This is a genomic window from Verrucomicrobium sp. BvORR106 (genome assembly GCF_000739655.1).
Taxonomy (GTDB): domain Bacteria; phylum Verrucomicrobiota; class Verrucomicrobiia; order Verrucomicrobiales; family Verrucomicrobiaceae; genus Verrucomicrobium.
Window position 1 is genome coordinate 1 of the sequence record NZ_BATR01000138.1, and the last position, 12817, is coordinate 12817.

Here is a 12817-nt window from a genome sequence, read left to right on the forward strand (position 1 = left end):
GGCCATCGCCCCTCCAGGCTGGGAAGCCTGGTGGCGGGATGTTTATCTCAGCGAACCCTATCTGGATCCCACCCTCGATTTCGAGGAGTACCTGCCCGCCTACCGGCTTGGCTATGAAACACACGCCTGGCAGACGGGCACCTTGTTCGAGGACATCGAGACCATTCTGGAAAACCGCTGGGAGGAAACCCGCGGCACCTCGCGCCTCCCGTGGTCCATCGCCAAAGAGGCCATCAAGTCCTCCTGGCAGGTGCTCGATGAACGGGGTGAGGCGGGTTTTGATCCACCCACGCCTCCCCCTGCCTCCTAGAACCTCTGCTGCATCCGATTCAATCCATTCCCCCTTCCCGAAATCCGCGAAGTGGAGCCCATTCAGAATCAACCCAGACCCCTTTCGCAATCCATGAAAACACCTCCTCTTCTCATCGTCGCCGACCGCGGCGTGATCAAAGCCTTCATGGCCAATGGGCAGCAGGCCGGGTCGGTGCCACAGCTTGCCGACACCATCCGCATCGATGAAGCCCACCAGAAGTATCAGGACATCTACACAGATCAGGCGGGCTCCTTTGCGAAGCGCGGCACCGGTCATGTAGGCAACTCCACAGCGGAGCGCATGCACTTGGACACTGAAAAACAAACACGCATCATCCGCCTGATCGGCGAACACCTGACTGAACTGCTGGATCTGCACCGCCCGAAGAAGTGGGGCTTCGCCGCCCCGTCTGAGATCAATGGAGCCATTCTCTCCCACCTGCCCCAGGCGTGGACCAGCGCCATCGAAGTCAATCTTGCCAAAGACCTTACCAAAGAAAGCCCGACCCACCTGCGCGATCACTTCCTCGCCGCCCGCGGCGCAGCGTGATACGGGTCTCCCCCTTTTTCTCCCCCAGACGCGTATCTTAATAAAATAAAACACCCCCGGTTTGCCATGACGTCCTACCATCATCGCACCCCCGTACCGCGGCCCGCTTCCTTGAAACAACTCGCCTACCTGCGGTACATGAATGTGTCCTACCCTGCCGATATCGGCGAGGCTGAGGCTAGGGACATGATCCACAAGATCGAGCACGCCACGGACTACGACCAGTGGCACCGCCTCGTGGAGAAGAAATGCGCCTGGCGCACGGACCGCTTCATCCTGCACCCGCGGCTTTTCCTGCATGAGTTCCAGGTGTACTACCACCAAGACCTGCCCGTGCAGTTGCGTGCGCATCTGGTGCATCACCTGTCAGCCACCCTGCGCTGGCCCACCTTGGGCTCGGTGCGGGAATGCATGAAGGCGCTCACGAAATCGGAGCCCACCTGGTGGCAGAGCCCTTTCGTGAATGACCATTTCATGGAGTACTACCAGGAGTGGGACAAGAGTCGTCGCGCCAAGACCGAAGCCAAACCAGAAGCCCTCTGGGACCAGCTCAAGGGAGCGATCTCAGTGTTGTCAGGTTTGACGCCGGATCTGTTGCACTTGAAGCCGAGCAAGGCGTAGGGGGAGTGCGGTGGAGGCGGTGGCGTAGAGGGACGGAGTTGCCCTTGCGTCCCGCCATGGTTATCTCATGAACCCGGAGGGTTCCTCCATGGTATGGGTGAGGCGCACCGCTACCTCGGAGCGGTAGGCCCATAGCGCCCAAGGACCTGCCAGTTGCATTGCGGGAATATCCTCAGCGGTCGGCAATGCAATGGGACTACCGCTCCGCGGTAGCATGCCAATCGACGACATCCCCGGGTAGCCCTCGCTAGGCTCGGTCGACCCGGGGCTATTCATGGTGAACCCTCCGGGTTCTAATTCCCTGAGGTGTGCGTCGTTCATCAGGGTGATTCGCTTGAGGCTCGCCAACGTTGGGCTTGTCACTCTATCCTCTTCGAGGAAGAGCTTCGACTGAGTGCGTGGAGGGCGCCGGTTCCTTGGTGACCACCCCAAAACGCGCGCGGTTGGGATAGGAACCAGGGAACCGACTCTGGCTCAGCCCTCAGTAAGTCCCCTCAGAGGATTTGGGCCTGAAAGGCCCACAGAGCCCAGCCCAGGGGCAAAGGCCACGAAGTGGACGCAGACCCCGGGGTACCTCCAATGAGGATGATCAGGTGGGAAGGCCGACAGCACCCGCTTCCTCCCCACCGCTCTCAACACCTCCACATCAGCTGGACCTGGTGTCATGCGCTGACTGACGTTCGCGGCAAGATGCCGCAAACAGCACGCAGGATGCGCGCGCTCCCCAAGCACAGGCCATTTGAGGCCTGTCAGTCTGTGCTTAGCTACTTGGGTTCCTTGGCGACTTGGACACACGCTTCCTCCGGACACCATCGGCGGTTGTGCAAGCACAAACCGCCGCTCCTTGGGGCCGGGCAACCTGCGTTGACGTTGCGTTCCCCCCTACGCCTTTCGTGGAATCCACCCCGTAGCGATATCCCACAGGCCGGTGACATGTTCCCAGCGCCGCACTGCGACATCGAGCATGAACATCACGAGCAGCGCCATCACCAGGTAAGGCCAGAGCTCGACATAGCGGCGGGCCTTGGTGGTTCTTAGATCCAGGGCGGTGCTCTGGTCCATGTAGGTGCCGCCGGTGAGGCTGCTGACGTCCCGAAGGAGCTTCTCATTCACGGTGCCGAGGCTCACCTCGCTGCTGGGGTTGTGCACCCAACCTGCGGTCACCATCTGGGCGCCGCTTTGGGCACGCACGAGGTACACACCCGGTTGCTCGGGACGGAAGGTGCCCTCATAAAGGCCAGGGCCATCTTGGCGGAGGGAAAGCGCCTGCACGGGCTTCAAGGGAGCACCTAGGGACTCTGCAGAGACATAAAACACCTCTGCCGTCACCCGGGCCTCATTGCCACGCGTGCCGGCATCTTCCAGCACGTCCACGCTCACGCGGGCTTCTTCGCCGGCGGCTTCGCAACGCAGGTCCATGTTCTGCCCCTGCGGTGGACGGGCGGTCTCACGCAACACCTGCGACCAGAACTGGCCAAAGCCATTCCAACGGCTGATCCAAAGACTCGCCCAGCGGCTCTTCGCATCGCTGGAGAAGGCGGTCACCTTGCCCAGGCCGTAGCGCCAGTGTGCCAGGAGAGGATCGCCCAGATCCGTGACCAGCGGCACCTGAGCGGTGCTCTTGCGCAGGGTCTTCACATAACCCAGCAGCGGCGGCGATTCGAACTTGTCCCAGCCAGCGAGAATAGGATGGCGCTCCACCAGCTTGGGCTCGAAGGCATCCTCCCGGATCATGCGTCCCGTGTGCACGAGCGTGTCCTGCGTGAAGATGCGCACGATATTGGCCGCATCCAGCGTGGTGTAAGACTTGCCGCCACCCAGGCTGGCAATGGCCTGCAATAGACCGACATGCGCGCCATCGCCAATCGCCACCGTGGAGATGGTCACCCCCTCGGCGCGGCACTGCGAGGCCAGCGCCTCATAGCCCTGACCGCTCGTCTGACCGTCCGTGAGGATGATCATGTGCTTGATCTTGGCCTTCGTCCGCTGGAGAGCATTGCGTGCCTCGGTAAAGGCCGGGTGCAGGTTCGTGCCCCCACCGCTGGTCAGTCCGGCAATCTGCCCGGCCACCGCGCTGCTGGAAGTCAGCCGCGTCATGGGCACCACCACGTGGGCCTCGCTGTCGAAGGCGTACACACCGATGCTGTCGTTACGGGTGAGAACCTCTGCCGTGGCAATGGCCGCGCTCTTGGCCATCTCCAGCTTTTCACCGGACATGGAGCCGGAGCGGTCGATCACCAGCGCCAGGGCGCTGCTTTGTTTCTCCTCCTCATCCGGAGCCTTCAGCCGCACGGGCAGGACTTCCTCAATGGGAGTGCGGTAGTAACCACCGACGCCAAACGAGTTGGGACCACCAAGCATGATGAAACCACCGCCCAGCTTGTCCACATAATCCCGGATGGCGACCATGGCCGTCTCGCCTACCTGATGGGCGGGTACATCGGAGAGGATCACGCCATCGAACCCGCTCAGTTCTTGCGGCGAAGTGGGGATGCTGTTGGGCGCGCGCAGTTCCAGCTCGATGCCCTCTTTGGCCATGGCCTGCACGAGGTACTGACCTTCGTTGATGTCGCCTTCCACATAGAGCAGGCGCAGACGTCCCCGCACGTCCACCAGTGTCAGCGCCTCATTGTTGGCCGGGATGGCGTCGCCGCTGAATCCCTCCAACACTGCGCGATACTTGTAAATGTTCCGGGTGTCTGGGTGACGCACAAAGGTCTCCGTCAGGGTGCTGCCGCTGACCACCTTCACGTTGCGGCGCTCCACTTCCACGCCGTTTTCAAAGAGCTTCAGCAGCCCCGTGCCGTCCATGGTGCTCTCCACCTCCACCTTGAGCTGAAGGGCCGCTCCTTCATGCAAACGGCTCTGGCTGGGCAAGAACTGGCGCACCCGCACATCCGGCTTCCGCGGGCCCGCCACGGGCACGCTGTGCAGATGCACATCCGCCACCATCGCCGCACGAGCGGCCTCCATCAGGCTGCCACGGGTCTCATGCCCATCGCCCACAAACACCACGTGTCTTGAGGTGCCGGCCGGGAAAAGGGAGCGCGCGTACTCGAGTGCCCCTGCATAGTTGCTCTGGGCTCCGTGGGTCTTCAGGGCTTCAGCCCATAACTTCTCACCACCCACCTTCAGTTCCGCCTCAGAGTAGAGCCGGGCTTCGTCGCCGAACCCCGTGGTGTACACCTCCACATCACCCGGCAGGGCTTTGCGGATCTCGTCCGCCTTCTGCAGCACAGTCTTCACTCCTTCGGCTCCCAAGCTCTGGCTGTTATCCAGCGCCAGTACCACGGCGCGCTGGCTGCTCGTCACCACCTTGGCGGGACCCGCCAGGGCGACCAGTGCCAGCATGATGCCCAAGGCCCGCACCAGCAGCAATATCTGCTTGCGTCGCGCAGGCATGGGGTGCGCCGACCGGCGCTCCGCCCACAGCAGAAACGCCAGGGCGGGAAAGATCAGCAACAGTAAATAAGGTGACTCCCAGTCCATGTAATAGGTCTTCCCGGATCTAAAATTTGAAAATCATCGCTCGATTAATACACCGCCTGACGGTGGAACAACCAGCTCTCCACCAGCAGCACTCCCAGCACGAGCCAGAGGAGAGAGGTACTCCAGTTGCCCCCACGGGCCCAGCGCTCGCTCACCTCTGGACCTGCGGCTGCCATGGCCTTCGCCTGGGCAGGGACGTCGGTCTCATGTGAAGAAATGAGCAGGCTGGCCAGGGTGCGACCATCGCCGCCATCCACCAGGCCCACTTGAGAAAGCTCCAGCCAGCCGCCTTTGGCGTCCTGGGAGGTTTCCTCGAATCGGGTCCCCGTCCACGCATGCCACTTCACCAGACCCGCCGGCATCTCCACCAGATCACCGGGGCGCACCGCCTTGAGCGAGGCCAGGGCGTCATTGTTCTCCGCCGCCCAGTAGATCGCATTGCCCACCAGCAGCGGGAACGCCGAAAGCAGCGCGAGCTGCTCGCTCCGGCCAGGGGTAAAGGCAACGACCACCAACCGCTGTCCGCCGGACTCCCCTGCTGCGAGCACGGGCTCATTGCCCGCCATCCAGAGGGTTTCCAAGGTGTCGCTCACATTGAGGACGGTCGTTTGTGTCACCGCCACCCGGCCACTGGCCACGCGGTAGAGCACTGGGTGTTCGGGCTGCACAGCGCGCACAGCTTCATAAGGGACCCCGGAACCCAGCTTCTTCGCATGCACGGGGCCGGAGCTGTTAGGAGGGTTCAGAACCAGCGCGGGGCGATCTGTGGGCCAGTCGGTGGGCACCCAGTTCTCAAACACGTAGACATCTGCCTTCTCCTTCATCGGCCAGTCCTTCACCCCGCCCTTCAGCACCTGGATGCGGTCCTCAGCCAGCATGGAGGTCAGCGCGAGCTCCACAAAGGGATCGGGCGCATCAGAAAACCACGCCACCACGAGCGGCTTGGTCTCCGGCAGCGGCGAAACGGCCACGTTGTCCCAGCCCAGGCAGTCGCCAGGAGTGCGCACTTCCATCTCCAGACGCTGGCCCTTGCCCCCTTCCAGCGGAAGAATGAGGCGATTGCTTTCGCCCGGCTTCAACGTCATCTGACGGAGCTGCACGGGACGACCGTCCAAGCGGGCTTCCAGGGTGGTCTCCACTGGGTTGGCGTTGGCACGACCGGCGGTCACCTCTACAAATACCTCGAACCGGTTCCGCGCCAGAGGAGCCGGGCGGATCTGGAAGCCGGTGATGCCGCAGTTCACAGGGCTCTCCAAGGCCACATTCAGCAGACGCATCTTCGGAGGCTTCACTCCTTCGGTGGGGGCTTCAGTGGTCAGCGGCTCCTGAGGCGCAGCCTCATCTGTGATCTGCCAGATCTCCGAAGGTGCATCCAGCGCCGCGAGCCGACGGGCCACGAGGAGGGCTTCATCAGAGCGATCCTCCATCGGCACCGGCTGGGCCTGCTGGATCATGCGCAGCAATTCCCGCCGGTTCGTGCTGCGGGACTGGGTCACCTCCGCCTTCGCATCGTACACGACGAGGGAGGTCACCACGTTCTCCGGCAGCGCGCTCAGGCGATCCTTGAGTTGGGACTTCGCCTCCTCCATGCGGGTGCGCCCGTTGCCATCCGCCGCCGCCATGGAGGCGGAGCGGTCGAGCAAGATCACGAGGCTCTTGGGCGTCTCCCCACCGCCCTCGCGGAAGGGCTTCGCCAGCGCCATCACCGCCAGCAGCACGACGAGCAACGTCATCAGCAGCGAAAGGATGCGCTTGAACCGCCTCAGCCAGGCTGACTCCTGGTGCTCCTTCGCCAGCGTGCGGAAGAACAGCAAGGTGGACACCTGCACCCGCTTGGCCTTCCGGCGGAAGAGCCAGAGGGCGATCGGGATGAGCGCCAGCCAGAGCCAGTGGAGAAAGTTGGGAGAAAGGAACTTCATTCAGAACAGTGTCGAAGAGGCGGCAGAAAGAGGATCGAGATGCTGGAGGCAGTTTATGCAGAGGCCAGGGAACCGCCCCGCATCAGGAGATCGAGGAAACGATCCTCGAACGGTTCATCACTGCGGCAGGTGTAGAAGTCAATCTGGCGTCCGGCGCAGGCGGTGCTCAGGTTTTCGGCAAAGGCGTCAAACATCTCCGCATAGAGCTTCACCTCGCGCTTCGTGATCCAGAAACGGCGGCGCTCGCCCGTTTCCACATCAGCCAGCTCCACCTCCCCATCCAGCTCGGGACGCTGTTCCCAGGGGTGGATCACCTGCACAAAGTGGGTCTCCCCGGACCAGCCCGCGGCGCGTTTCACCGCCTCGACCGCCGTTCCCACCTCGCGACCAAAGAAGTCCGAGATGACAAAGATGCTGCCATACCGCTGCCTAGTAGGACGGAAGTCTGTGAAACACTTTTCCAGATCCGTCACACCGCCGTACGCCCACTTGGTCACAGCGGTGGTGATCTTCTCAATGTTCCCCTGCCCCCGCAGCGGCGGCAGTTCCTGCCGCGTGGTATCGCTCATGGAGTACAGGCTCACCCGATGCTGGCCAGAGAGGCCCAGATACGCCAGCGCGACGGCGAAGCGAAGTGACTGTCGGCGCTTCTCGATAAAGGGCTTCTCCATGGAGGCGCTGGTGTCCACCACGATGTGGATGTGCAGTTCCTGCACCTCCTCATAAAGACGGACGAAAAGCTTGTCCAGCCGGGCGTAGAGCCGCCAGTCGATGGCGCGAAAGTCCTCCTTGGGCGTGTAGTGGCGGTAGTCCTTGAACTCGCGGGTGTACCCCGTGGCTGGGCTGCTCTGCATGCCCCGGCGCATCAACTGCCGCCGCTTGCGCAGCCGCAGGGCCAGCGTGCGCAGACGGTCCAGGAAATGGGCGTCGAAGAGATCTTCGCGGGTCAGGGAGGCGGTCATGGAGGGGGAGCGGAGACGGGAGAAGAAGGAGACGGAGCCGCGGCCGGTCCGGCAGGGGGCGGCGAGTTCGTGGAAACAGCGGGCGGCCCCATCGGAGCACCGCGCAGGCACACCAGAGCGCGCTCATTGACGGGCAGAATCCACACGCCCGGGGCGACAGCAGAGGTGGGGCCGCAGAGAGTGCCACCGCCCCGCTCATTCTGATAAAGCACCCCGGAAGGGAGATAGGTGCGCCGGTTCTGGAATCCAGCCGACACCGACCGGCGGGAGGAAGAGATGGCCATCGTATTGGCCTGCACCGGAGCGGTCTCGTCAACAAAGGTCTTGGCCCAGGCATCCGCCTCAGGGGGCAGCGGCACATCAAACAACACACTGCCACTGCGCAGGTCAGACATACGCAGCCGGGTGCCCAGACTGGCGTACAAGCGGGAGCCGTGCAGGCTGCCGGAGGGCATGACATCCACACGGGGCGGCTGGCCGTTGGATGTCACACTCTCGACAACACCAAGAGTAGTCTGCATACCACTGCGCTGGGGCGACGTGCTGCCAAAACTCGAACCGTTGAAGCAGACCAGCTGCCCCTCCCCCACCCCGACGACCATGCCGCTGTGGGAAAGCTGGCCCAGCGGCAGCCCCATGGCGCTCACCATGCCGGTGCCATTACCGTTGACCATCCACACCTTGCCCTCATGCAGCGTCGCGTAGGGCGAATAGTAGCCCTGCCCTTGCAACAACGCACGCAGCCCGGTTGTGTAGCCCCAGCCAGTGCTGGCGGCCCCCATGCTACCCCGCATGCCCGTGATGTGCAGTCCGGACCCACCGGATTTCTGTAAGAGAACTGGCGAGAAGGCCACCAACTGGCGCGGCGGAGGCTGCGTCAGCGGCGTGTTGGAATCCCCTTGGGACTGGAGATCGATAGGAAAGCCCGGCACATCTCCGGTGGCCAGACGCCACAGCACCTGCCCGCTGTCCGCCCGCAGCAGCGCGGCGGACTGGGCAAAGACAAAGACCCGGCCATGCTCCACGCTCAGGCCGGACTTGAGCTTGATGTACGCATCATACCCGCCCCAGCTGTTGTACGGATTCGGGGCCGGAATGGGCGGGGACGGCACCAGCGTCTGCCACAACAGCTTGCCGGTGACCGGGTTCATGGAAGAAACAGTGGAAACGCCCGGCTGCCAGACAAACACATGCCCCTCATCCTGGTGGAGGCGGCTCTGGGACGGCGGACCGGCGGCGGAACCATCCACTTCAGCGAGTTGGTTGCGCCAGAGCAGCGTCCCGGTGCGGGCATCCACACAGGTGACCTTCTCGTTCTCCAGCAGGCACAGGCGGTTTCCATGAACCGATATCTCCACCGGAGTGCGGACGTCTGGCTGACCGGAGCCTCTCACGATCACCCGGGTCGCAATGGTGGTCGTCATGGTACGACCGCCAGACGGCGAGGCCGCACGCGTCGGCTTGCTCCCGCCCTCCGGGCTGACCCGCCAGCGCAATTTGCCCGTGCGCAGGTCCAGGGCGTGCACGTTGCTGCGATCATCCACCACATAGGCCAGGCCTGAGGCATCGTCCGTCATCACCCGGGTGATCAACATGCCCTGATCCACGGAGAACCCCCAGCTCAGGGAGAAAGGAGGCAGGCAGGGCACCGGGCCAGATTGCGCTCTGGCGGTGGCTTCAAAGGGATTTTCACGCAGTGATTCCCTCGCACCCGCCACGCTGAGTTCCATCCCGTCCGGGAAAGTGATCCACTGGTTGTCGCTGAGTTTGCCGAAGGCGGAGAAGGCATCTTCAGCCGCCTTCTTGTCCCCCATGCGGGAACTGAGGTACGCCACGAGCCAGTCCATCCAGCGACGCTGGTCACTGGTGAGATCCGCCTTCTCCAGTGCGGCCGCTTCACGTCGCGCCAGGGCCCAGGTGCTGGGGTCCGTGGCATTCAGGCTGGACATCACGCTGCGCCACTGGCTGGCCACGAGGTGCTCTTGCAGGGATTCCCGCACGGCCTCCGTCAGCTTCCAATCATGCGCCCTGCCCAGGATCTCGCGCAGGGCGAACCGCAACCGATCTTCCTGTCCGCTCTGGGCCAGCAGGTTAGTCCACTGCGACCAGTGCGACATCTCCGCCGGCTCCAGCCGCGTGAGCCGCTCTGCACAAGTCAGTGCCAGAGCCAATGAACCCCGCTCCAGGCAGATCGGCACCACACTGCGCAGCCCCGCCACCTCGGTGACCTTGGACGCATCCAGCGCCTCCAGGAACTGTATGGCCAGATCCTGACGTCCGGCCTGATGATACAAAAGAGCGAGCCGCAGGCGATGATCTTCGCGATGACCGACGTCACTCTCCAGCAGCTTGCGGAGACCAGCCTCCGTCTCCATCGCACGAGTGCTGTCCGACGCCATCAGATCGAGGCGAAGTTTCTCCAGCATCAGAGCCCGGTCGGCGGCCAGGCCTTGCCGAGTCAGGGCCAGCTTCAGCAACTCTTCAGCCGTCTTCTCCGCTTTGTGAGCAGAGGCCTGGGCGATGAGGGCAAGCCACCGGCTGAAGCTCACTTCATCTTCAGGAAGCTTGCCGCCCGGCGCGAGCAGACCCGCCTCCTTTTGCACGGCCAGTTCCACCATCTCGCGGGCTTCAGCGTGCTGCATCACCGCCTCGATCCAGGCCTGATAACGGGCGTCCGTATCGCAGAGGGCCCGGGCGGCATCAAAGGCGACCGCCACGCGGGCGTCGTCCCCGAGTTTTTCCTCGATCTTGGCCAGGAGCAGATGCCCCTCAAAGGCCGTGGGCTGAGCCACAAGCCAGGGCTCGACCAGCTTTCTCGCATCCACCCAGAGCTGCTTGCTCATGAGGAACTGCGCGATCTCCAGCCGGGCGTCCGGGGTCAGGTTCTTCGTCCAGTCCCCTTCGAACAATGCGGCCACTTCATCCGTGCGACGTTGGGCAAAGTAAAGCTCGCCAAGCTCTCGGCGCAGGTCCCAGCGGTCAGGAGATCTGCCGAGCGCCGTCTCCAGAAGCAATCCTGCATCCTGCAACTGATTGCGCCGGCGTAACCAACGGGACAACTCCACACTGCGCCCCACCTGATCAACTGGCTCCAACTTGGACAACAACGCTTTGAAAGTCTCATGAGCCTTGGGCCCCAGGTTGTTGGCAAAGAGCCAGCGCACCTGCCGCAGCATCAGATCCTGACGCTCCGGATGCGCCGCCATCAGCTTCTCCAGCCACTCGAGCGCGGCGGCATCTGTCCCCTCCTTTTCCCAGAGATCCAGCAGGCGTTGCTCCACCTGCGGAGTACCGGGGAGAGCTTCCAATGCTTCGCGCAACACTTGCAGAGCCTCGCGACCACGATGCGCTGCGTCCAAGACATCGGCCAGCGTCAGAGCGTTCATGGCGGTGCGCCCGTCTTTGGAGAGCCAGCGACTCCTCGCAACCTCCACCATCTTGTCGCGCCCATCGGCCCCCGTCACATCCAGACGCAGCATGAGGATCTCCCGCCGCCGCCAGTAGTCAGGGGCGAGCTTCTCCAGCAAGGTATCAAGAAGCGTTCCTGCCTCCGTCGGCTTGGCTTCGGCAGCCAGCAGCTCTGCCTGCAACATGGTGGCGTCCACCTGATTGTCGGTACCCAGCCGGGCCGCATCCACGCCCTCCATCATGCGGGTCGCCGTCTTGGGCAGCTTCTGCCCCAGGGCCTGGCGGGCCCAGCGCAGGCGCTGCTCCGGGGTCATGGCCCCCTCTCCAATGAGGCGACGCGTTTCCTCCAGCACCAAATCTTCGCGCCCCTGTACGGCGGCGGCTTTCATCAGCTCCCCAAACCATTGTGCCTTGCGCGCGGCCGATTTCTCAAGCCGCACGGCAGAGGCCATGGCCTCCACGGCCTTGGGGTTGCGCTCCTCCTGGAGCAGGCGTCCCAGTTGCCACGCCAGCAGGGCGTTGTCCGGATGGCGGGCCACCGCGGCTTTCAGGAAATCACCCGCCTTGCGGTCCTGGAGCAGGGCATAGATGCGTGACAGCACCAGACTGGCTCCCGCATCGTCAGGATACTGGGTAAGATGAGTGTTGTAGAGACTGAGGAGCTCCTCAGTGCGCCCAGCGCTGCGATAGAGCTCCACCAGCTTTTGCAGCGGCACCTCCACGGAGGGATCATAATGCAACGCGGTGCGCAGGGTGACGGAGGTCTTGTCAAAGTCCGCTGTCTCCTCCGCTGCCGGAGCCCAGGCCAGGCCGAAGCCCAGCCCCAGGCCGAGTGCGGCCACCGCAGCCAGACGCAGCCCGGCCGCCTTCTTCCGAAGGCCGCCGCGCCCCATCATCAGCCGTTCCCCGTACCGCATGTGCAGGGTAGTTTCCTTAAGCCGCCTCCATCGCCGGGGTCGCGACCTGCTTGATCAGATCCTCCACCAGGGAGTCCACCTTGATCTGCTGGGCCTCGCCTTCGAAGTTCAGGATCACCCGGTGGCGCAGGGCCACCAGGGCCACTCGCTGGATGTCCTCCGTGCTCACTGCCGTGCCGCCGCGCACTGCGCACCAGACACGCGCCCCGCGAATCAGGGCCTGCAGACCACGGGGGCTGGCCCCGTACGAAACATAACGGCCCACCACGGGCAGCACGCCCGCCTGGTCCGGATGCGTGCCCAGCACCAGCTTGGAGGCATAAGCCGCCACTGGATCCGCCACCGGGATCTGGGTCAGCACATACTGCAGGCGCATGAGTTCCGTGCCGCTGAGTACGGATTCCAGCTTGGGTTCCTCGAACCCGGTGGTGCGGCGGCTGATCTCCACCAGCGACTCCAGCGTCGGGAAGGGCACCTTGATCTTGAACATGAAGCGGTCCAGCTGCGCCTCAGGCAGCGGGTAGGTCCCCTCCATCTCCATCGGGTTCTGCGTGGCCAGCACGAAGAACGGCTCCGGCAGCACATGGCGCTCGCCACCGGTGGTCACCGCCCGCTCCTGCATCACCTCCAGCAGGGCCG

The 12817-nt window shown here is 63.6% G+C and carries 8 protein-coding genes; 3 read left to right on the forward strand and 5 right to left on the reverse strand.

The window, feature by feature from the left end:
• The 3 genes from BV106_RS25835 to BV106_RS25845 all read left to right on the forward strand — a co-directional run.
• Positions 1-310, forward strand: a 310-nt coding sequence (locus BV106_RS25835; RefSeq protein ID WP_038169558.1) for a hypothetical protein, incomplete at its 5' end; no start/stop codon positions are given.
• A 93-nt stretch (positions 311-403) separates the two neighbouring features.
• A complete protein-coding gene (locus tag BV106_RS25840) occupies positions 404-862 on the forward strand; it encodes a host attachment protein (protein WP_038169560.1) in 459 nt (152 codons plus the stop codon).
• 66 nt (positions 863-928) lie between these two features.
• A complete protein-coding gene (locus BV106_RS25845; RefSeq protein WP_038169562.1) occupies positions 929-1483 on the forward strand; it encodes a hypothetical protein in 555 nt (184 codons plus the stop codon).
• Positions 1484-2365: 882 nt separating this feature from the next.
• Here BV106_RS25845 and BV106_RS25855 read toward each other — a convergent pair.
• From BV106_RS25855 to BV106_RS25875, 5 genes are all read right to left on the reverse strand, one after another.
• Positions 2366-4972 carry a VWA domain-containing protein gene (locus BV106_RS25855; protein ID WP_038169567.1) on the reverse strand — a complete coding sequence of 869 codons (2607 nt, stop codon included), beginning with the start codon at positions 4970-4972 and terminating at the stop codon, positions 2366-2368.
• 44 nt (positions 4973-5016) lie between these two features.
• Positions 5017-6891, reverse strand: coding sequence for a BatA and WFA domain-containing protein (locus tag BV106_RS25860; protein WP_038169569.1), 1875 nt, complete (start codon positions 6889-6891; stop codon positions 5017-5019).
• A gap of 53 nt (positions 6892-6944) precedes the next feature.
• Positions 6945-7853: a DUF58 domain-containing protein gene (locus tag BV106_RS25865; protein ID WP_038169571.1), complete on the reverse strand. Its 909-nt coding sequence runs from the start codon at positions 7851-7853 to the stop codon at positions 6945-6947.
• Positions 7850-12178, reverse strand: coding sequence for a PQQ-binding-like beta-propeller repeat protein (locus BV106_RS25870; protein ID WP_038169572.1), 4329 nt, complete (start codon positions 12176-12178; stop codon positions 7850-7852). The genes BV106_RS25865 and BV106_RS25870 overlap by 4 nt, the downstream gene beginning before the upstream one ends.
• A 16-nt stretch (positions 12179-12194) precedes the next feature.
• The coding region (locus BV106_RS25875; RefSeq protein WP_038169573.1) for a MoxR family ATPase at positions 12195-12817 on the reverse strand (623 nt) is incomplete at its 5' end.